The following is a 21,391-nucleotide window of genomic DNA, read 5'->3' as shown; positions in this document are numbered from 1 at the left end:
CGACGTCTTGCTTCCTCGCACCTACCGAAAGCTCTCTGTAAAGATCATCCTGTTATTACTCGTTCCTGGTCATCACTTTATTGTTTTTTATTATATTGATATGGGTCGAATTTGTCAACCATTATTGCAAATTCGACCCATATTATTCCTGGATTAGTCTAAGGTTAATGACTTTGTTTTGATTTTTTCAATCAGCTTTTCTTTGAGATCCGCCAGACTGATCAGACCAGCATCCCCAGTATCCCGGATTCGCAGCGCCAGGTCACCACCTTCGGCTTCCTTGTCACCAACCACCAGCATATAAGGCACTTTTTGCATCTGTGCTTCCCGGATTCGGTAACCCAACTTTTCATCCCGGCCATCCACTGAAGCCCGAACTCCAATGGCGGTCAGTTGGTCAGCAATGCCTTTGGCAAAATCATGATGGGCATCAGCAACCGGAATAATCATTACCTGTACCGGCGCCAGCCAGAGCGGGAACTTCCCGGCAAAATGCTCAATCAGAATCCCAAAGAACCGCTCGATACTGCCGAGAATGGTACGATGGACAATAACCGGACGGTGTTTTTCGCCGTCAGAGCCAATGTAGTTTAAATCAAAACGTTCCGGCATCTGAAAATCCAGCTGGATGGTACCACATTGCCAGGTTCGGCCGAGGCTGTCTTCCAGATGGAAGTCAATTTTAGGGCCATAGAAAGCCCCATCGCCAGGGTTTAAGCGATAGTTGATTTCTTTCTTTTCCAATGCGTTTCTTAAAGCATCAGTAGCGATTTCCCAGACTTCATCGGAACCAATGGCTTTTTCCGGCTTGGTTGATAATTCGACCTTATAGTTAAAACCAAACACCCGGTAAACATCATCAGCCAGATCAATCACCTTGATGACTTCGGCTTCGATTTGTTCGGGTGTCATAAAGATATGGGCATCATCCTGAGTAAAGTTTCGCACCCGCATCAAGCCATGAAGCGCCCCATGTAGTTCGTGGCGGTGAACCAGACCCAGTTCGGCCATCTTTAAGGGCAGATCCCGATAAGAATGGCCTTTGCGTTTATAGACCAGCATGCCGCCGGGGCAATTCATTGGTTTTACCGCATAGGAGGCGTCATCTATTTCAGTAAAATACATGTTTTCCTGATAATGATCCCAATGGCCGGAACGTTTCCACAGATCGGCATTTAAAATGATGGGCGTTTTAATTTCCTGATAGCCCCGCAACTGATGTTCCTGTCGCCAGAAATTCTCCAGTTCGTTGCGGATAATCATCCCCTTGGGGTGGAAAAATGGGAAGCCCGGGCCTTCTTCCTGAAGCGAGAAAAGATCCAGCTCTTTTCCCAGCTTACGGTGATCCCGTTTTTTGGCTTCTTCCAACCGGGTTAAGTAGGCTTCCAGTTCACTTTTTTTAGGGAAGCTGATTCCATAGATCCGCTGCAGCATTTTATTTTTTTCATCTCCCCGCCAGTAGGCACCAGCCAGACTGAGCAGTTTAATGGCCTTAATCCCACTGAGGTTTTGAATATGGGGGCCAGCACACAGATCCGAGAATTCCCCCTGTGAATAGAAGCTGATAATGGCATCTTCCGGGAGGTTTTCGATCAGCTCGGCTTTGTAAATTTCGCCTTCAGCATTAACTTTAGCCAGCGCCTCATTACGGCTTAACTCGTAACGGTTGATTTCCAAGCCTTCCTTAACGATCTTGCCCATTTCCTTTTCAATTTTTTCCATGATTTCCGGGGTGATAATCACATCCACATCAATATCATAGTAAAAACCGTTCTCAATCGCCGGGCCAATGGCCAGTTTAGCTTGAGGATAAAGCCGTTTAACCGCCTGGGCCAGAAGATGGGAACCAGTATGCCAAAAGGCGTGCTTACCACCCTCATCTTCAAATTTCAGCAGATTAAGGGTGGCGTCTTCATTAATGACCTGGCGGATATCAACAACCTCACCGTTTAGTTCTCCAGCCAGGGTATTTTTAGCTAATCCCGGACTGATATCATTGGCCACTTCAAGCACTGTAATTCCGGGTTCATAAGTCTTTATGGATCCGTCTTTTAACGTAATAGTAATCATTTTATTCTCCTTTGTTTTGGCGTTTATTGTGAGCATTCAGGGAATCTTAACGATCCGACTGATAAAACCATTTTAATTTAAAAAACAAAAAAGCCCCTTTGTCAAACAAAGGGACGTCTCAACGCGGTTCCACCCAATTTGATTCATTTTCATGAATCCACTTAAGTTCTGAATAACGGTCAGCACCGTAAAACCTTACTGTATTGAAAGTACCCAAGGTAACATTTCAAATTATTTCTGGCTTCGACTCCAAGGTGGTTTTCAATTATCTGTTGTATAAGCAATTACAGCCAGGTTGCCTACTCTCTGAAACATCGGGATAACTTACTCGTCCTTATCAGCGTCTTTTTTTTATTTTTATTGTCTATCAGTATAACCTTTATCTAGCCGGGAATCAATACTTTTCAGAAAATTTAATATTTTATTCAACAACAATGTGCGATCCCGTTGCTGAAAAGACCACTAATCCCGTTTGCTCTGCTGTTGATAACGGCGCTCCGGAGAGGCTGCTAAGAAAGGCTGCTGAAAAATATTGAAACTTGACCTGAGTATAAATCTTTTTAGGTGCCTGATCAATAAAATCAGACAGATATTTCTCAATATTCTGCGGCTCTTTTAAAAACTCAAAGATCCATTCTTTATCTGGAGTCTGATCACACATACCCATTGGCATTCTGAAATTTCCCTGGGTGAGCCAATCGTATCGAAGACACTCTCCAATCTGATCGACCTTTTTGTGATCCCTGAAAAATTCGTGTAAAATAGCAAAGAGTTGTTCCTTTGATTTGCCCACATCATAATAGCCCTGATCTTCCCAATGACAGGAAAACGCTTCAAAAAAATCAAAGGGCGTAAGAAAAATCTTGTCCGCAAAAATATAGTTCATGCTTTGTTTAAAGTCGCCACTATTGTAGTACCGATCGACTAATACTTCAATTTGACGTAATTGATAAAGCTCTTCCGCGCTAATATACTTATTTGAAATAATTTCATAGGGCGGAAAGCTGGCATACTGATACTGATGAATTAGCGCCTCGCTGCGAATCCGGGTACCTTTTAAACATTTAAGAAAGCCCACCTGCAGCATATCTGGGGCAAGAGCGATCACATGATTAAAGGATTCCTTGAAACTATCGTAGTTCTCAAAAGGTAAGCCGGCAATCAGATCCAGATGAATGTGGATATTCTGTGGCATTAGCAGTTTTTTTACATGGTCACCGGTTCGGGTCACACTGATTTTTCGGCCAATGGCAGCCAGGGTTTCCGGAGCCGTACTCTGGACGCCAATTTCAAATTGAATCAATCCCGACGGGGCCGTCTTAAGTAAATTAATCATCTCGTCATCAATCAAGTCGCCGGTCATTTCAAAGTGAAAATTTGTTGGCCCGCCACGCTTAATCAGATGGGCAAATATCCTTTTGGCCCGACCGACGTCGCAGTTAAAGGTGCGATCCACCAGTTTGACCTGCTTGACCCCCACCGCAATAAAGAAATCCAATTCTGCAAAGACCCGATCCAGTCCCAGCAAATTTAACCCTTGCTTAGCCGAAGACAAACAATAGGAACAGCAAAACGGACAGCCCCGCATGGTTTCGTAGTAAATGATCTTATGCTTAAGGCTTGCCATATCCACATTACTATAAGGAAACACCAATTGACTTAGGGGTACCGCTTCAGTATCAGGATTTTCGACAACCTGCCCCGCTGAACTGCGATAACAAAGTCCCGGAATTTTTTTGAGGCCTTCGTGATAATTACCAGACTCCAGTAGCGCTTTTAGTTTGGCTTCCCCTTCGCCCTGTATAATCCGGTCACAAAAAAGATAAGCCTTTAGCAGCGCCACTCCATCAAAACTAACCTCGGGGCCGCCAAAAATAATCTCAACCTGGGGTTTCGCTTTTTTAATGACTTCTGCCAGCTTAACTACCATCTCCATATTCCAGATATAGCAGGAGAAACCAATTCGTCTGGTATTTTGATCCAGAAGCAACTTAACAATCCGATGAAAGGGATCATTAATTGACATTTCTACAATTTCGACATCAAAATTCGGCAGCTGCGCTTTTAAAGAACGCACCCCCAAATTCGTATGGATATATTTGGCATTAATAGCGACTAGGACAAGATCTTTCACGGTAACCTCCAGGTCTTCAGGGATTTAAGTCTGGGAATAAGTTAATAAAAAAATTCTTTGCTGCCGAGTTTTTACACCTCTTAATACTCTGCTTAGATGAATAGAAGCAGACAGTACCGTTTGCCCTGGATAGTAATTATCCAGCGTAAATGGCAGCAACGCTCACCGCAATTAAATAAATCAAACGATATTTGTTATACATTAAAGCGGAAAAAAGTTACGTCGCCATCTTTCATGACATACTCTTTACCTTCTACTCGGGTCACGCCACTTTCTTTGGCTTTTACTTCCGAACCGGCTTCAACCAGCTGATCGAAACTGGTGATTTCAGCTCGAATAAAACCCCGCTCAATATCGCTGTGTATTTTTCCGGCAGCCTGGGGTGCCTTCGTACCTTCGGTAACTGTCCAGGCCCGAATTTCCTGGGGGCCAGCGGTTAAAAAAGTAATCAGCCCCAGCAGTTTATAGCCAGAGCGAATAACCTGATCCAGGCCTGATTCGTCCAAACCCATATCAGATAAAAACTCCGTCTTTTCGACTTCGTCAAACTGGGCGATTTCTTCTTCAATTTTAGCCGATATTTTAATGATGTCTTTATGACTGCCGGAGTGGTTTTCCCGCACTGTTGCTTTTAAACGGGTTACCATATCATTATCTTCATGGAGATCATCTTCAGAAACGTTGGCGATATACAGTACCGGCTTGATGGAAATCAGCTGAATGGTTTGGATAAATTCCCATTCATCCGCAGAAAAATCCTCATCATTGGGCATTTTGCCACCTTCTAGGATTTCCCGCAGCCGCATCGCCACCTCAATATTTGCCTTTTCCTGAGGATTGGTCTTGGCCAACTTTTTATTTTTTTCTATCCGTCGATCCAGCATTTCAATGTCAGCAAAGATCAATTCCAGATTAATGGTTTCCAGATCATCAATGGGATCGATTTTTCCTTCCACATGCACCACGTTGTCATCTTCAAAACAACGAACCACATGGACTATGGCATCAACTTCCCGAATATGTGAAAGAAACTTGTTGCCCAGCCCTTCCCCCTTGCTGGCGCCTCGTACCAGACCAGCAATATCCACAAATTCGATGGTGGTGGGAATAACCTTTTTAGAATTGTACATTTTTTCCAAAATCGCCAGACGGGGGTCCGGTACAGTGACAACCCCGATATTGGGATCAATCGTACAAAATGGATAATTAGCAGACTCTGCTCCGGCCTTGGTTAATGCATTAAATATGGTGCTTTTCCCAACATTGGGTAAGCCAACGATTCCTATCTTCATTATTACCTCTTTCTTATTTTCGTCTAAAACATTTCTCCTGACATTTAAAAAGGTGGGTTTTCCCGTTCCCTTGGAACAAGAAATACCACCATTTCAAATTTGGTCAGCGCTTTTTTGTAAACAGACGTCTATCGATTGACAACAGTGTTTTTCCATAATTTTTCGAGATTATAAAACTCCCGTTCTTCAGCATGGAAGATATGGACAATCACATCGTAGTAGTCCAGCAAAATCCAGCGGGCTTCACGTAAACCTTCAACCCCTTTAGGAAAGATCTCCAGTTTTTGGGCCTCATACTCAATATTTTCGGCGATCGCCTTGACCTGTCGCTCAGAGCTACCACTGGCAATAACAAAATAGTTAGCAATGGAGGTCATCTCCGTAACATCGATGACTTCAATATCATCGCCATTTTTTGCTTCAATCCACTCTTTAATCTTTTGTGCAAATTCATCTGGATTAATAATGATCACTCACTTTCCTTTTTTAATTTCTTGATTACTTTTTTTCATAGATTTCTGGTTTTAATCAGCAAATCATTTCGTGCTTCAAGGGTATGCTTATGAAGCAGCGCACCAATTTTTACGACATGGCAGATACAATTGGATAATGCCAGTATAACAGCCTGATCAAGATCTGTTTTTGCTGCCGCTCGAATGGCCTCAACCCCAGGAAAAGATCGGTCTTTTTCGATATAATCAGCCAAATAAACAATCTTGTCCAGGGTGCTCATTTTCTTACACCCGGTGGTGTGATAACACACCGCATGTTGAATAGCCACATCGGTGATGCCATAGCGTTCTTCAACCAATACCGCACCCACCGGGCCATGAAGTAATTGGGGATCATGGCGACTGACCCGGTCGACTTTAATCTGATGTTTTTTGGCATAGCCGAGAAGCTTTTCGTCCGGCATATTTTTGGCACAGTCATGAAGTAGTGCCGCCAGTCTGGCCTGATTAAGGTCAACCTCAAAACGACTCGCCAGTTGTTCAGCCGCCGCAACCACGTTAATCGTGTGGTGAAAGCGTTTTGAACTCAGCTTATTTTCAAGATCTGTAGTGATCTCAGTCCAGTTCATGTTGATCCCCATGTGTCCCATTCGGCAAATAGAGGCCCTGCTCGTAGATATAGGCTTCCACCGAATCAGGTAAGAGGTACCGGATGGAATAACCATTCTTGATCCGGGATCGGATATCGGAAGAGGCAATGTCCATTTCCGTGGCGTAAAGCTTAAATATCGATGCCCCATAAATCTCCTGAAGTTCTTTGATCCGCATATCCAGGCGATCATGGCTATAGCCCGGGCGGAAGGTGGTAATGAACTTTACCGACTTAAGTAGCTCCGGCGCACCCTTCCACAAGGTAATCTCAAACATTAAATCGGCCCCGGCAATAAAATAAAAATCACAGTCCGGGTATATTTCTTTAATGCTATTAATCGTGTCAATGGTATAGGTGATGCCACTCTGGTCGATTTCATGGGTTAATATCTCAAAACGATCGTTGCTGGCAATGGCCAGTTCCACCATTTTTAACCGGTGTTCTCTGGCAATTTCATCTTGCGATAATTTAAATGGGTTATTCCCAGTGGGAATAAACAAAACCTTATCCAACTCATATTGATCCCGAGCCGACTCTGCCAACAGCAGATGACCCGTATGGATGGGATTAAAACTTCCTCCCAGAAGACCGATTTTTTTCTTCATCTCAAACCTTTACTTTTTATGAATTAGTGAATTTTCGTGATGGACTGAGTGCTTTTTTCTTAACCCGTTTAATGGGTTTCTGATTTTTAGTGGGAACCTCAATTTTTGTTTTTAATAAATTCTTTTTATAAAGAATAAATTTGTTGCCGATGGTGCAGACAATCTCCGCTTTGGTGGCAGCGGCCAATTCTCGGGCGACGTCACCAACCTCTTCCATGGAGTTATTCTGAACCTTTCCCTTGATTAACTCCCGGGCAATGATGGCATCTCTAGTCTGCACAATAACTTGCTCGGTAACGCCTTCCTTGCCAACGAAAATGATATCAGGGATATCCATGGCCAGCTTTCTTAAATAACTTCTTTGTTTACTTGTTAACATTTTTTCTCAACTTTCTACGACGCTATTATAGCATATTATTATGGGCAAAATCTATTTAAAATACTCAAATTCGATGTCTTCCAACTGAACAACATCCTCATCCTGAATGCCCATTTTTTCCAACTCTGCAAATACGCCTTTATCTTTTAGCACCCGCTGGAAGAAACCAACTGAATCCAAATCTTCAAAGTTAACGGATGTAATCAGTCGCTCCAGGAAATCGCCTTTAACAATATATAAATGATCACGTTTTTCAACAGTAAATTGTTTTTCCATAAAGTCAGGGGTATAAACGGATTCAGTCTCTGGTTCAATGTCAAAAATCGGTTCAACCTCACCGATTTCATCCAGCAAGGTTATCGTTCGGCTAAGCAGTTCGTTAAGCCCCTGGCCGGTTACTGCTGAAATTACAAAAACCTCGTAACCGAGTTTTTCGAGTTCGGCTTTGAGTTCAGCTGTTTCGTCAGCATCAGCGAGAAGATCAACCTTGTTCAAAGCGACAATCTGCACCCTCTGGGCTAGTTTTTCATTATACTTTTCCAACTCTAAATTAATCGCTTTAAAATCTTCCAGGGGATCCCGGCCTTCACTGCCAGCTGCGTCCAACAGATGGATCAGCAGCTTGGTTCGTTCCACATGACGGAGGAACTGGTCACCCAGTCCGGTTCCTTCATGAGCGCCCTCGATCAAACCGGGAATATCGGCAATCACAAAGGGATCAAAATTTCGCCATTCAACCACCCCCAGATTAGGGACAATGGTGGTAAAATGGTAATTGGCAATTTTGGGTTTGGCTTTGGTGATTACCGAGAGCAGTGTTGATTTCCCAACATTGGGAAATCCAATCAGACCCACATCAGCCAGCAGTTTCAGCTCAAGAATAACAGTTCGTTCCTGACCTTTTACTCCACCCTGAGCAAAACGAGGTGCCTGTCTGGTAGCTGTTGCAAAATTCATATTTCCACGACCACCCCGGCCGCCTTCTGCTACCCGGTATTTTTGTCCGTGTTCGGAAAGGTCGCAGATAATCCGTCCGGTATCCTTATCTTTAACAATCGTTCCAACCGGAACCTTAATGATCAAGTCTTCTCCGGTTTTACCGGTGGAGCGGCCGCCGGTGCCGTTTTCACCATTTTCTGCCTTGTGTTTTCTTTTATATTTAAATTCCATCAGGGTTCGAAAACCATTATCGGCCATAAACACAATATTGCCGCCATGACCTCCGTTCCCGCCATCGGGACCGCCGTTGGGGACATATTTTTCGCGCCGGAAACTCATTCCGCCATGTCCACCATTACCAGCCTTCAGAATAATCTCTGCTTTATCTACAAACATTGCTACCTCGCTTTTTTAGGGTACTTACCCGAACAACATAAAAATAAAACCTCTTATCTTGTCAAAACGAGCATAAGAGGTTTTATGGCTGTATTATTTTGTCACTGAGAAACTAGATGGCTTCCCGAGGATAAATACTTACTTGTTTTTTATCTCTGCCTTTTCGTTCAAAACGGACAATTCCATCTTCTAAAGCGAATAATGTATCATCGCCGCCTTTTCCAACGTTAGTACCAGGGTGAATCTTGGTTCCTCTTTGACGAACTAGAATATTTCCTGCCAGTACGAATTGACCATCGCCTCTTTTTACGCCAAGACGTTTCGATTCGCTGTCTCGACCATTTCTTGAACTACCAACCCCTTTTTTATGGGCAAATAGTTGAAGGTTCATTTTTAACATGTTGTTCACCTCCTATTTATATACTTCTTCAAACTGGATATAATCTCCATAAGCTTCCTTAATCCCCCGGATTCCCAGAAGATAAGTCGAAATAAGTGTTTCTGTTTTTGATTTCGTTGGTTCATCATTGATTTCGGGAATGATAAAACGGACATAGCCCTCTTCGATCACTTCGCCAAGATCTTTTCGCCCAACAATTTCGGTAAGTCCGTTTAAAATGCTGATGGTTAAAACCGAAACAGCTGCACAAACGATATCCTCGCCATGATCGGCAAAACCGGCATGACCAGACACAATTATTTCACTTGCTTTATTATGCTTACCACAAATCTTTACTGAAATCATAAATGCCTAGGCTTGAATGCCAGTAATTTTAACTTTCATGAATGGTTGTCGATGACCTTGTTTTTTACGATAATCTTTTTTAGATTTATACTTGTAAATAATAACCTTAGGTCCTTTGGCAACTTCCAAAATTTCTGCTTTAACAACAGCATTTTCAACCACTGGCGTACCAATGATCATTTCGCCATCTTTGTTAACTGCTAAAACTTCAGTAAAAGTAATTTCTTTTACATCGGCTTCAGTGAAATTGATTTTTTCAATTTGAATCACATCATTTTCCTGAACGCGGTATTGTTTACCACCTGTTTTAATAATTGCATACATAGTTCTACACCTCCTCATACCAGACTCGCCACAAAAGGTGCTTTCGACTTAAAACCTTGTGTGTGCGGCTACATAACTTTATAAATATTAACACGGTGCGTTACTAAAGTCAATCAAAATATTAACAATGTTCATTTGACATGATAATACACCTAAAAAAACTGAAATCATTTATTTTATTTGGGGGTTTTCTCGTATGATGGGTATAATAAAATAAATTGAGCTTTAGGAGGAAAATGAAATTGCAAAAAAACATGCCTAGAATAAAAATTGTAGCTGTTGTTTTATTAGTTATCCTTGCTATGGGATTCATAATCTATAATTTTTATCCAATGATCAATCAAAACATGCAAAAGGATAAAATAATTGCCGTCGCCAAAGAAAACCGTACCGAGATTGCCGATCGAATTGATTTTAATGCCTTGCTGTCCATCAACCCCGATACCATTGGCTGGGTGCAAATCGAAGGGACACCCCTTGAATATCCGGTTACCCAAACCACTGATAACGATTTTTATCTGTCTCATAATTTTTTAAAGGAATCATCCTTCGAGGGCGCCATCTTCCGGGACTACTTGAGTGATCCGGTGACAACCCGGAATCACGTACTCTATGGTCATTATATGTCAGATGAATCAATGTTTGGCAGCTTATGGAATTATCAGGATCAGGCCTATTTTAAAGCCCATCCGGTGATTCAGTTTGATCAGCCTGGCAATCCCGGGGATTGGGAGATCTTCTCGGTTTATATTACCGAAGCCGAATACGATTATCGCCAGCCCAGTTTTTCAAGTGACACCGAGTTTATCAACTATATGAATCGACTCAAAGCCCGTTCACTGTATGATACCGGTGTGGTTGTTTCCCCGGACGATGAAGTGCTGACCCTGTCCACCTGTATCTACACCTTCGATGATGCCCGCTTTGCGGTGCATGCCCGAAAAATCAAGTAAACATAAAAGTGTCCGCAGTTTGGATCTCGTTGAGATCATCCATTGACTGCGGACACTTTATTACATTTTAAGCACAGTTGCTATTCGTTATCAACAACTGCCTTTTTTCCCAATTTTCGCAATTCACGTTCCGGCTTGATTACTTTATCTTCATAATCAAAACACTCTTTCGCAATGACATTACTTAAAACCAGTAATGAGATCAGATTAGGAATTGCCATTAATCCATTCATGGTATCCGAGAAATCCCAGACAATCTGCAGAGCAGTGGTGGCGCCGACAAACGCGACCAGACTGTAAAACAAACGATAGATTGTTACTGCCATCGGCGCTTTAATTAAATACTCTAGCGATTTTTCTCCATAGTATTCCCAACCTAAAATGGTTGAGAAGGCAAACAGCATGATCCCAATAGTGACAATGTATCCGCCGATCGGACCTAATGCCGATTCAAAGGCGGCAATCGTTAACGCTGCCCCACTGAGCAGTTTTCCGGCTTCGGTCATGGTACCAAGCATACCGGAAGAAGCAATTACCAGACCGGTAATGGAACATACAACCAAGGTATCGAAGAAGGTCCCGGTCATGTTAATGTAACCTTGACGGGAAGGATGATCCGTTTTAGCAGCGGCTGCCGCAATTGGCGCCGAACCTAAACCGGCTTCATTGGAGAAAACCCCCCGGGCAACCCCCCAACGCATGGCACTGAGCATGCTGGCAATCACCGTACCGCCAACCCCACCAGCCACCGCTGTGGGTGAAAAGGCCATTGTAAAGATTTGAGCCAGACCGGCAGGCAGGTTTTCAAAATTAATAATAATTACTAATATACCGGCCACAAAGTAAAAGACTGCCATAAAGGGAACAATGACACCACAGACCCGACCGATACTTTTAATCCCACCCAGTAATACAACAAGAGCCAGAATTGTGATAACTGCTCCGGTAATCCAGGTAGGAATACCAAAGGTTCCAACAACAGCGCTGGCAATAGAATTGGCTTGGGTCATGTTACCGATTCCAAAAGAAGCGATCACCGCAAAGGCTGAGAACAACACTGCCAGTACTGCACCGATGGTTTTATTTTTAAAACCGTTTTTCATGGCATACATCGGCCCGCCAGCCATTTCACCTTCTTTGTTGGTTTCCCGGTATTTAACCGCCAGAACACTTTCCCCGTATTTGGTGGAAAGACCAAACAAAGCACTGATCCACATCCATACCAGCGCTCCGGGTCCCCCCAGAACCATGGCGGTCGCCACCCCGACAATGTTACCCGTACCAATGGTCGCTGCCAGCGCCGTCATTAAAGACTGGAAGGGTGAAATATCCCCACTCGAATCTTTTTTTGATGGATCCTGCTTAGCAAAAACCGATTTCAATGCATAACCCAAGTTTCGCCATGGCAGAAACTTTAACCGGACTGTCAAAAAGATCCCGGTTCCCATCAGTAACGCCAGCATTACAGGTCCCCAAACAAAATTGTTGACAGCTGCAATAATTTCCGAAAAATTCATCTTAACCCCCTTAAAATTATAGTGGGATCATTTTATCATTATTTATCTTGCTTCACAATACTAAACATTCTAAATGACAAGTATTTACCTTAAGCCTATCTTAAGCCCAGGCAAGAGGTAATTATTGTCATTTCCATAGATATTTTAACCCAATCCGGAAGCACTGCCCGGTAAATCACTCGAATTCAATTGAGCACTTGGATTAGCGACGCAAAGAGTTGATAGGTTTCCGGCGCAAACCAGAGTTTAAGTTCGGTTAGCAGAGCTTCGTTTGAATCACTGCAATGGATCAGATTGTTACAGCAGCGAGCTTCCCGGTCGGCATTATCAAAGGAATCGGTTCCCAGATCACCCCGAATCGTTCCCGGTTCAGCCCGGGCCGGGTCGGTGGCGCCCGTTAATTCCCGGGCATTGCCGATGGCATTTTCCCCGTCCTGACTAAGAATAATGGGCATCATTGCTTTCCCAGCAAAAGCTGTGATGGCCATTTTTTTAAACGATTCTCCCAGTTTTTCAACTACGTGGGCGTAATGGGTTAAGATCAAGTCGTCACTGACGCTCTTATATCCGATCATCTCGATCCTGAAGTCATGCTCGATAAACCGTTTTATAATCGGTTCAACTAATTCCGTCTCCAACGCATCGGGTTTCATAATAATTAATACATATGATTTCATTGCAAATCCTCACCTTCTATGTTTTGTAGTTATAAAGTATAATACAATTACTGGATTAACATTTTTATACTAAAATAATTAATTAACCGCAAAAAACGCTGAAGCCGATTCCACAATAAATGCAGAACCGGCTTCAGCTTTCGATTTCAGATGTCATTCCTTTTGGACTCACCCCTTTCATTTCACCAAAAATCCACTTCTTCACTTTTCTAAAAGTAATAAACGCTTAACTGGCAAAATTCTTCAGGATATTTTTTATTCAATTCAAATTTTTACCGTTTCAGTGGCAAATCGTCATTTCCATTATGTGGTTAATTATCGTTGATCCATTATTATTTTTATGGTCACACCACTTAAAAAGTGATGCTCACGTCCATAATTAAATACCGATCGCCAATTAATCAGGCCATCAATGTCGATGCCGCCTACCCAATTTGGTTTTAAGAACTGCTGCATCTTTGGAAATGACAATCGATAAAATCTTATTCATCCATTCGGGTTATTTTAAATTTTTATCTCTAAACAAATCACCGTCTTTCTAATCTTATCGGCTGTTAAGGTTTATTTACTTTTCAATGATCTTATTAATCAATTGTGAAAAGGATCGTGTTGATCTTTGATTTAGCTAAATTATAGCACGTTTCTTTGAAATGTAAAGGCATTTTTTGTAAACGTTTTTATTTCTTTTGTAAACCTTAAGCATCGACTTTAAGCAGCAGTTTTTCACGATGTAATTCGATCGTCGGATCGATCACAAAAACCGCTCTGATTTGATCGTTGAAACTCGCTAAGACCTGTTCCGGCTTGACACATTGCTGCTCGATATAAATCAGCGTCATCTTTACATTGACATGATCGATTTCGGCGTCTGCACATACCGAAATCGATTCAATAAAGGGTCGGATATTTTTTTGTACATATTTTCCTTTTTTATTTCTTTTCTGGATCAAAATCTGTGGAAGTTCCAGATACATGCGCACAGATGCTGCCAATTCGTTTAAATCTGTTTCTGGCATGACCTTGATGCGAATCCGATAGTCACTTTGATAAAGCGATGCCGACAGGGATTCGACCCCCTCACCGCAGATTTTTGCAGCAATAATTTCAAGACCCTTCGGCAGTGCCTGGTTCATCCGGTGAATAAAGGTGTCCACATCGATGTCCGTAGATACAATCACCTCACCATACTCCGCGTCACTGGTTAAACCCACCGACATCGCCAGCGCAAATGACATCCGGGGATGGGGGTTAAAACCCTGGGAGTATGCAACCGGGATATTCGCCCGGCGAAACGCCCGTTGAAACAATCGTTGTTGATCCAGATGGGATAAAAAACGCAGCGGGGTTGAGCGTTTAAACTGATAATGAATTTTAACCATTGCATTTCCATCCTTTCTTGAATTCCATAATGCCGCAATTTGAACACGTATCGGGACAAAACGGTGTTGTTAAAGCTGTCTCGGCTTTTTTTGCTTCGGTTTGTAAAAAGTCCTTGGTAATGCCAGTATTGATAAAATCCCAGGGCAGAATTTCTTCGTAGTCCCGGTTTCGTAAAGCATAAAAATCCGGATCAACCCCGGCCTCGTCAAAAGCATCCATCCATTTTTGCAGATCAAAGCATTCGCCCCAGCCATCAAAGCGGCAACCTTTTTGATGGGCTATCTCCAGCACCGAACCTAAACGACGGTCACCCCGGGCAAAGACTGCTTCCAAGAAGCTAACCCCGCTGTCATGCCAGCTGTAAGAAATCTTGCGATCTTTAATACTGGCTTTTAAATGACGTTGTTTCTGTTTAAATTCTTCCCGGGTATTCTGGCCCATCCACTGAAAAGGTGTAAATGGCTTGGGCACAAAGGAAGAGGTGCTTAAAACGACTTTCAAACTTTTGTTGCGGACTTCTCGATCAATTTTAAAGTATTCATCCACAACTTTTTGCCCTAAATCCGCAATGCCTTCGATATCTGTCAGCGTTTCCCCCGGCAAACCAATCATAAAATACAGTTTAACATGTCCCCAGCCCTTTTCAAAAGCCGTTCGTACCGTGTCAAGCAGATTTTCCTCAGTAACACCTTTATTAATGACATCCCGCATCCGTTGGGTTCCAGCTTCTGGTGCCAGCGTCAAACCGGTTTTGCGAACTTTCTGGATTTCTTCCAACATCTCAATGCTTAAGGAGTCAATCCGCAGTGATGGCAAGGAAATACTGACTTTTCCATCCGCATAATCACAAACCAGGTTTTTAATCAGGGCTTCAATTTCGCTGTAATCACCGGTACTGAGCGATGACAGTGAAACCTCATCGTAGCCAGTGGCGTCGATCAGCGCTTTGATTTTTGCCTGGATAGTTGGCACGGTTTTTTCCCGGGTCGGGCGGTAGATCATCCCAGCCTGACAAAAACGGCAACCCCGGCCACAGCCTCTGAATATTTCATAACTGATCCGATCATGGACAGTTTCGGTATAGGATACTACAATTTTTTCCGGGAAGTAAGCCTGATCAAGGTTTTCAATAAATTGCTTGCGGATCGTTGGTGGTGCTTCTTTGACAATCGGGGAAAAGGCGGTAATTAGCCCGGTTTGCTTATCATAGCTGACCGCATAAAATGCCGGGACATAAACCCCGTCAATCTGAGCTGCCCTTTTTAGAAAGTCCTGGCGGTTGCCACCAGCTTTTTTCCATTCCCGGTGGGCAGCCATAATTTTAAGAATCACCTCTTCCGCTTCACCAATGACAAAAAGATCAATAAAATCAGCCAGTGGCTCCGGGTTATAGGCGCAGGGGCCCCCGGCAATCACAAAGGGCTCGTCTTCCTCTCGCAAAACGCTGCGCAGGGTGATCTTTCCTAATTCCAGCATGTTTAAAATATTACTGAAGCTCATTTCATATTGCAGTGTAAAGCCCACAAAATCGTAGTCGTTCAAGGGCAGCATCGATTCCAGGCCATATAATGGCAAATCATGCTGACGCAACTGTTCTTCCATATCTACCCAGGGCGCAAAGACCCGCTCACACCAGACATCTTTTTCTTCGTTGAGTAACCCATAGAGTATTTTCATGCCCAAATGAGACATTCCCACCTCATAGGTGTCCGGGAAAGCAAAGGCAAAACGAATCATCTCCGGACTCGGAATCTTATGGACTGCGTTCACCTCATTACCAAGATAGGTGATTGGTTTTGTCACCAGGGGCAAAATATTTTTTTCGATATAATTATTCATTCATTTCCTCATATTTATAATTTTTAAACTGCCTAACTCATTTTAGCACACCTTATCTTACATGATTCTTATCAGCTTGTACAGTCCCCGTCCCAGAATAAATATTCAGTCCCATCGCCCCGCTCCGACAATTATTCTAAAATGCGCATTTGATTAACGCAATCAATTATGATAGACTACACCCTGTTTGAAAAATTTAAGTCAGGTAATATCAAGCGGTGAAACGTATTTATGAACTTTTTGCAATTATCTGAAATATTATGTTTATGAGAGGAGAAAAAATTGTTTGAAACAGTCGATGTGGGCATTTTGTCCATTATTCCACCAATGATTGCCATTGTTCTGGCGTTGATTACAAAAGAAGTTATCTCCGCCCTGCTAATCGGAATTCTATCCGGAACCCTGATCTATGTCGTTAACAGCGGCGGCGGTGTGGTTGAAATGGGTACGGTTGCTTTTGGCCTGATGGCTGAAACCGTTGGTGAACCGGGCAAGTTTAATATCATCTTATTTTTGGGGCTGCTGGGAGCCCTGGTTTATGTTGTAACCATTGCCGGAGGTTCTCGGGCTTATGGCAACTGGGCCGCCACCAAGCTTAAATCCCGCCGCAGTGCCCAGCTGGCCACCAGTGCTCTGGGCGTTATTATTTTTGTTGATGATTATTTTAACTGCCTCACCGTTGGCACGGTTATGAAACCGGTCACTGACAAATATCAGATTTCCCGGGCCAAGTTGGCCTACATCATCGATTCCACCGCAGCACCAGTCTGCATCATCGCCCCGATTTCCAGTTGGGCAGCAGCGGTCGGCTCGACCCTTTATGAAACGGGAGCTTTCCAAAATGAACTGAGTGCCTTCGTGGCGACCATCCCTTACAACCTTTATGCCTTGTTAAGTATCTTGATGGTTATAATTATTTCTGTTACCAATCTGGATTTCGGATCAATGGCCCGGGTTGAACAGCGAGCGACCGAAACCGGTCAGCTGGGAGCCCTGGATACTGAACTGGAAGAAAAAATTCTGATGGATGGCAAAGGCACACTCTGGGATCTGGTTATTCCAATCAGCTCACTGATTGCCTTCTCAATTTTCTCGATGCTCCAAAACGGTGGCTACTGGTCCGGTGAAGGCTTGACCTTATCGGAAGCCTTTGGCAATTGTGATGCCTCGGCAGCCCTGGTAATGGGCGCCTTCTGGGCTCTGGTTGTGACCTTTTTGCTGTTTATCCCCCGTAAACTGATTGGTTTTAAAACCTTTATGGGTGGCATCGGCGAAGGAATCAAAACCATGGTTCCGGCCTATATTATTCTAACCCTTGCCTGGACTATCGGTGCCCTATGTCAGGATCTGCTGGGTACCGGCCTCTTTATTGGCGAACTGGTTAAATCCAGCAGTATCCCAGTGGGGCTGATCCCGGCCATGATTTTCCTGGTTTCGGCCCTCTTGTCCTTTTCCATCGGAACGGCCTGGGGTACCTTTGGGATCTTCATTCCGATTGTCGTCATGATTTCCCAATACACCGCCCCGGAACTAATGGTCGTAACTTTGTCAACAACACTGGCGGGATCCGTCTTCGGCGACCATTGTTCACCCATTTCGGATACAACCATTCTTTCTTCCACCGGGGCTGGCTGCGATCATATCCAGCACGTTTCAACCCAGATGCTTTATGCCCTGCTGGTGGCATCCTGCAGCTTTATCGGTTATCTGATAGCTGGTTTGAGCTATGGAAATCTTCCGCTGACCTGGTTAACCTCAGTCGGACTACTGATGGGATCGCTCATCGTCTTCCATCGGATTTCCCAAGCCCGCATCACAAAGCTGGATTTCTCCACATCGAATTGATACTGTCCATTTCAAATGTCCGCCATTTAGCAATAAAATGGCGGACATATTTATTCTACATCAAACTATTTCCCAGATCAGTTCACCTTTTCGTTGTTGCAATGTTTCGGTCACCACCCCATTTTCTGCCACTTTTTCCAAATATTGATGAACCCGCGCAAGCTGATCCGGATTATCTAAAACGGCTAGCTCCCGGCTATAAATCCCCTTTGCTTTTTCCAGTGGGAAAACTCGCTTGTGAAGCCCCGTTTCGTATGTCAGTTCCGGGAAAATACCCTTTGTCCATAAAATATTAAAAATATAGTTCAGCTTATTAAACTGGCGGATATAATGTTGATCTGTTAGTGTGTAGAGTGTTTCTTTCAGACAACTATGTCGTTCCACAAACGATGACAGATAACAAAAACCTCTGGAGGAGCCAATCATTTTATAAAGATGATCCGGTTTGCAAATCGCCGGTGACATGCTGGCAATCACCAGATCAAAAGATTCTAGGTAGTGAAAGCTGTCCCAATCCGAGAGAATAAACTCGGTATTTTGTAACCCCGCAGCTGCGGCATTTTCTCTGGCATAGTGCACCATCTTTTTAGAAAAATCCAGCCCCACCACTTTTTTTGTTTTTTTTGCCAACTCAACTGCAAATTGTCCCGGCCCACAACCGATATCCAGGACGGTTGTTTCACTCGTGATAATCCCTTTGTCAATCAAGGCCTGAACCTTGTCTTTACGATTTAACTGAGCGTCTCCGGTTGACGATGAAAGATTGTATTCCTCCGCCCGAAAGTCCCAAAATTCTGCAGTTGGTTCTTTTTTCTGGTTGTCACTTAACCAGAGCTCCTCAAAATATGCTGTTTTAAACTGCATCCGGCATTCGTCTCCTTATTTAAATTTAATGTAATTATCGATTAATAAAAAATAACCCTACCAGGCAAAGAGCAATACCTACCAGATGATTGGTGGTCAAAACCTCCTTGTATAGCAAGATACCAATGGGAATCAGTAAGATCGCCAATGAGATATTGGCAACCAGCGACCCCAGGCTAATATTCCAGCCAGCCCGATAGGCGGTTATGTAACCAAATTCCAGGGCGACAACCGAAATCCCCAGGGCAAAACTGGTCCAATTCAGTCGTTTAACCGACTGGACGATTCCTTCTTCCAAGCCATTGGCCAGCATCAGAATCAACGTCAATAACGCTGCCACCAGATACGTAACCAACAGTGATAAAAAAGGATTGACCGTCTCCGGTGTCGATTTCGTGCAGATGTTATAAAACACATTGGCGGTTACAATTAATAGAATGGGCAGATAATAGGTAAGTTCATTCAAAGCTCTCAGACACTCCCCTTCCTTATAATTTTTGTATGACTGCTCACAAACATGGAGCGATTCCCAAGCGCTGTTATGCACCTTTTTATGTCCAGTGCTGTTTAACGGCAGCTCTTAAAACCCGAAAATTCGGATAGGGCTTTTCAATGTGCAGTAACCGCTTGATCACCAAAAGCTCTTCCTCGGTTAGATCAAACTGTTCAATTCCGCCGTTATTGAAACTTGCTGTAATTTCCTCGCAGCTTAATGCCAGGCGCATAAAAACATCACCGATCCCCCAAAAATCCGGATTAAAGTGCGTATCAAATGACAACATCTTTCTGGCCGAACCAAAATCAATCAGAGACAGCTGATCACCGGTCCATAAAATATTGTCAGCTTTAATATCCCGATGGCTGATGCCAAGGTCTGCCAGATAATCCATAACCGCAATTAATTGAAAAAAAATAATGGCGATTTCGCTTTTACCAAAGGCATAGTCACACGCAAGCCAATCCTCGAGGGTCTGCCCCGGCATTTTTTGCATCACCAATCCAAAGCAACCATCCCGATCAATGACCTGGATCAATTTGGGAATGGCTGAATGGTCGATGGTTCTAAGAAACTTAATTTCCCAGTTCAGTTTTCTTTTGCGGCGCTTGACATCATTGGGGTGAAATATTTTAGCAACGTAGTCCTGATCTTCCCGGGATATCAGATAGCTGCATCCAAAGCGCCCCTGACCCAGGAGTTTTACCAGTGCAAACCCATCAAGCGCAAGCGCGCCCCGGAGGGTAGTGAGCCGACTACCATTCGATCTCGTCAACAGATAAGGGCTTTTCATTGAGATAACTCTTCTGAACCTGACCATTTTTCATGATAATAACCTTATCGGCCATCGGCGTAATGGCTTGATTATGGGTGATCAGAATTACCGTCATCTTTTCTTTGCGGCTGGTTTCCTGGAGCAGTTTTAAAATATTCTTGCCGGTATTATAATCCAGTGCTCCGGTCGGTTCATCACAAAGCAATAGTTTGGGGCGTTTAGCCAGAGCTCGGGCAATCGCCACCCGCTGCTGTTCGCCTCCGGAAAGCTGCGAAGGAAAATTTCCCAGTCGTTCTGCCAGGCCGACACTTTTTAAAACTGTTTCGGCATCCATCGGATCATGACAGATCTGGGTCGCCAACTCGACGTTTTCAACCGCCGTGAGATTTTGAATCAAATTATAAAATTGAAAAACAAAACCGGTGTCGTAACGCCGATATTCGGCCAACTCCCGACGGTTTAGGGCCGCAACATCTTTTTCGCCAACAATCACCTGGCCTTCATCACAATCGTCCATCCCACCCAGGATATTAAGAACCGTTGTTTTACCAGCTCCGCTGGGGCCCACAACCACTGCAAATTCGCCCTCATCAATAAAAAAATTGATCCCGTTAGCGGCATTAATGGTTACCTCCCCCATATGATAGCGCTTATGTACATCTTTAAATTCAATAAAATGTTTCATCTTTTTTGTCCTTCTTCAGTTAATTGAGGCACCGCACCCCTTGCAAACAATTATAGCTGCTACCAGTATAGCGAATAAACCTCTCAAAAGCCAGTCTGCTCGAAAAAAAAGAAAGGTTTCCCTTTCTTTTTAGTTATTTTTTGGCTGGTTCCCACTTGCAGCGCACCGGGGAGACAATAGCTTCTTCTTTTTTTAGCTGTTTGAAGGCTTTATCAACTTCTTTACGATCAACCTTCAAGGCTTTTTCAACTTCGCCAGCAGTCATCGGCGCTCCATGCTGTTCCATACAAGCTAAAATTTTATCCTTCAGTTCCATATTTGCCCTCCAAATTCATTCATTCTTATGACAAATTTTAACAGCTCATCCTTAAT

Annotated in this window: 22 protein-coding genes and 3 other annotated features (1 of these 25 cut by a window edge); of the genes, 2 read left to right on the top strand and 20 right to left on the bottom strand. The window is 43.5% G+C overall.

Annotation, left to right across the window (positions count from 1 at the left end; translation table 11 throughout):
* Window positions 1-82: a binding site (T-box leader), on the bottom strand (it extends 161 nt beyond the left edge of the window).
* A gap of 71 nt (window positions 83-153) precedes the next feature.
* The 11 genes from thrS to rplU form a co-directional block, all read right to left on the bottom strand.
* A complete protein-coding gene (gene thrS, locus B3F51_RS14330) occupies window positions 154-2,070 on the bottom strand; it encodes a threonine--tRNA ligase (RefSeq protein WP_070371436.1) in 1,917 nt (638 codons plus the stop codon).
* Window positions 2,071-2,176: 106 nt separating this feature from the next.
* Window positions 2,177-2,420, bottom strand: a binding site (T-box leader).
* A gap of 71 nt (window positions 2,421-2,491) precedes the next feature.
* A complete protein-coding gene (locus tag B3F51_RS14325; RefSeq protein WP_286947780.1) occupies window positions 2,492-4,204 on the bottom strand; it encodes a B12-binding domain-containing radical SAM protein in 1,713 nt (570 codons plus the stop codon).
* A gap of 194 nt (window positions 4,205-4,398) precedes the next feature.
* Window positions 4,399-5,496, bottom strand: coding sequence for a redox-regulated ATPase YchF (ychF, locus tag B3F51_RS14320; RefSeq protein WP_070371438.1), 1,098 nt, complete (start codon window positions 5,494-5,496; stop codon window positions 4,399-4,401).
* A 128-nt stretch (window positions 5,497-5,624) separates the two neighbouring features.
* Window positions 5,625-5,969: a ribosome silencing factor gene (rsfS, locus tag B3F51_RS14315; protein WP_084633633.1), complete on the bottom strand. Its 345-nt coding sequence runs from the start codon at window positions 5,967-5,969 to the stop codon at window positions 5,625-5,627.
* Between the two features lie 35 nt (window positions 5,970-6,004).
* The gene (gene yqeK, locus B3F51_RS14310) at window positions 6,005-6,577 is read right to left on the bottom strand and encodes a bis(5'-nucleosyl)-tetraphosphatase (symmetrical) YqeK (RefSeq protein WP_286947776.1); all 573 of its coding nucleotides are present in this window, start codon (window positions 6,575-6,577) and stop codon (window positions 6,005-6,007) included.
* Window positions 6,564-7,205, bottom strand: a complete 642-nt coding sequence (gene nadD / locus B3F51_RS14305; protein WP_286947774.1) for a nicotinate-nucleotide adenylyltransferase — start codon at window positions 7,203-7,205, stop codon at window positions 6,564-6,566. The genes yqeK and nadD overlap by 14 nt, the downstream gene beginning before the upstream one ends.
* Window positions 7,206-7,221: 16 nt before the next feature.
* Window positions 7,222-7,584 (bottom strand): YhbY family RNA-binding protein, encoded by a 363-nt coding sequence (locus B3F51_RS14300; RefSeq protein WP_286947770.1) that lies wholly within the window; start codon window positions 7,582-7,584, stop codon window positions 7,222-7,224.
* Between the two features lie 51 nt (window positions 7,585-7,635).
* The gene (obgE, locus tag B3F51_RS14295; protein ID WP_286947768.1) at window positions 7,636-8,919 is read right to left on the bottom strand and encodes a GTPase ObgE; all 1,284 of its coding nucleotides are present in this window, start codon (window positions 8,917-8,919) and stop codon (window positions 7,636-7,638) included.
* 112 nt (window positions 8,920-9,031) lie between these two features.
* Window positions 9,032-9,319: a 50S ribosomal protein L27 gene (gene rpmA, locus B3F51_RS14290; RefSeq protein ID WP_070371443.1), complete on the bottom strand. Its 288-nt coding sequence runs from the start codon at window positions 9,317-9,319 to the stop codon at window positions 9,032-9,034.
* A 12-nt stretch (window positions 9,320-9,331) separates the two neighbouring features.
* Window positions 9,332-9,664: a ribosomal-processing cysteine protease Prp gene (locus tag B3F51_RS14285; RefSeq protein ID WP_070371444.1), complete on the bottom strand. Its 333-nt coding sequence runs from the start codon at window positions 9,662-9,664 to the stop codon at window positions 9,332-9,334.
* A 6-nt stretch (window positions 9,665-9,670) separates the two neighbouring features.
* Window positions 9,671-9,988 carry a 50S ribosomal protein L21 gene (gene rplU, locus B3F51_RS14280; protein ID WP_070371445.1) on the bottom strand — a complete coding sequence of 106 codons (318 nt, stop codon included), beginning with the start codon at window positions 9,986-9,988 and terminating at the stop codon, window positions 9,671-9,673.
* 11 nt (window positions 9,989-9,999) lie between these two features.
* Window positions 10,000-10,068, bottom strand: a sequence feature (ribosomal protein L21 leader region).
* A gap of 156 nt (window positions 10,069-10,224) precedes the next feature.
* Between rplU and srtB the strand changes: the two genes are divergently transcribed.
* On the top strand, window positions 10,225-10,941 hold the full coding sequence (gene srtB / locus B3F51_RS14275) for a class B sortase (protein WP_070371446.1): 717 nt from the start codon (window positions 10,225-10,227) through the stop codon (window positions 10,939-10,941).
* Between the two features lie 80 nt (window positions 10,942-11,021).
* Here the strand turns inward: srtB and B3F51_RS14270 are convergent, their stop codons facing one another.
* The 4 genes from B3F51_RS14270 to B3F51_RS14255 form a co-directional block, all read right to left on the bottom strand.
* On the bottom strand, window positions 11,022-12,458 hold the full coding sequence (locus tag B3F51_RS14270) for an alanine/glycine:cation symporter family protein (protein ID WP_286947764.1): 1,437 nt from the start codon (window positions 12,456-12,458) through the stop codon (window positions 11,022-11,024).
* A gap of 185 nt (window positions 12,459-12,643) precedes the next feature.
* On the bottom strand, window positions 12,644-13,135 hold the full coding sequence (locus B3F51_RS14265; protein WP_070371448.1) for a nucleoside-diphosphate kinase: 492 nt from the start codon (window positions 13,133-13,135) through the stop codon (window positions 12,644-12,646).
* Between the two features lie 695 nt (window positions 13,136-13,830).
* Entirely contained in the window at window positions 13,831-14,514 is a 684-nt protein-coding gene (locus tag B3F51_RS14260; RefSeq protein WP_070371449.1) for a TIGR03936 family radical SAM-associated protein, read from the bottom strand.
* The gene (locus B3F51_RS14255; RefSeq protein WP_286947762.1) at window positions 14,507-16,354 is read right to left on the bottom strand and encodes a TIGR03960 family B12-binding radical SAM protein; all 1,848 of its coding nucleotides are present in this window, start codon (window positions 16,352-16,354) and stop codon (window positions 14,507-14,509) included. Before B3F51_RS14255 ends, B3F51_RS14260 begins: the two co-directional genes overlap by 8 nt.
* A 282-nt stretch (window positions 16,355-16,636) precedes the next feature.
* Here B3F51_RS14255 and B3F51_RS14250 point away from each other — a divergent pair, with 282 nt between their 5' ends.
* Window positions 16,637-18,199: a Na+/H+ antiporter NhaC family protein gene (locus B3F51_RS14250; RefSeq protein ID WP_349680227.1), complete on the top strand. Its 1,563-nt coding sequence runs from the start codon at window positions 16,637-16,639 to the stop codon at window positions 18,197-18,199.
* Window positions 18,200-18,259: 60 nt separating this feature from the next.
* On the opposite strand, the gene B3F51_RS14245 is transcribed toward B3F51_RS14250, so the two are convergent.
* The 5 genes from B3F51_RS14245 to B3F51_RS14225 all read right to left on the bottom strand — a co-directional run bounded on the left by B3F51_RS14245 (window position 18,260) and on the right by B3F51_RS14225 (window position 21,335).
* Window positions 18,260-19,063, bottom strand: a complete 804-nt coding sequence (locus tag B3F51_RS14245; protein ID WP_228879876.1) for a class I SAM-dependent methyltransferase — start codon at window positions 19,061-19,063, stop codon at window positions 18,260-18,262.
* A gap of 34 nt (window positions 19,064-19,097) precedes the next feature.
* Window positions 19,098-19,529, bottom strand: coding sequence for an EamA family transporter (locus tag B3F51_RS14240; RefSeq protein ID WP_228879880.1), 432 nt, complete (start codon window positions 19,527-19,529; stop codon window positions 19,098-19,100).
* 85 nt (window positions 19,530-19,614) lie between these two features.
* A complete protein-coding gene (locus B3F51_RS14235; protein WP_187389308.1) occupies window positions 19,615-20,352 on the bottom strand; it encodes a protein kinase family protein in 738 nt (245 codons plus the stop codon).
* Window positions 20,315-21,019, bottom strand: a complete 705-nt coding sequence (locus tag B3F51_RS14230; RefSeq protein WP_148638235.1) for an ABC transporter ATP-binding protein — start codon at window positions 21,017-21,019, stop codon at window positions 20,315-20,317. Before B3F51_RS14230 ends, B3F51_RS14235 begins: the two co-directional genes overlap by 38 nt.
* Window positions 21,020-21,152: 133 nt before the next feature.
* Window positions 21,153-21,335: a transcriptional regulator gene (locus B3F51_RS14225; protein WP_148638236.1), complete on the bottom strand. Its 183-nt coding sequence runs from the start codon at window positions 21,333-21,335 to the stop codon at window positions 21,153-21,155.
* Window positions 21,336-21,391 lie beyond the last annotated feature (56 nt).

The sequence above is a fragment of the Acetobacterium sp. UBA5834 genome (assembly GCF_002435675.1).
Lineage (GTDB): Bacteria > Bacillota > Clostridia > Eubacteriales > Eubacteriaceae > Acetobacterium > Acetobacterium wieringae.
This window is presented reverse-complemented; position numbering and strand designations above follow the sequence as displayed.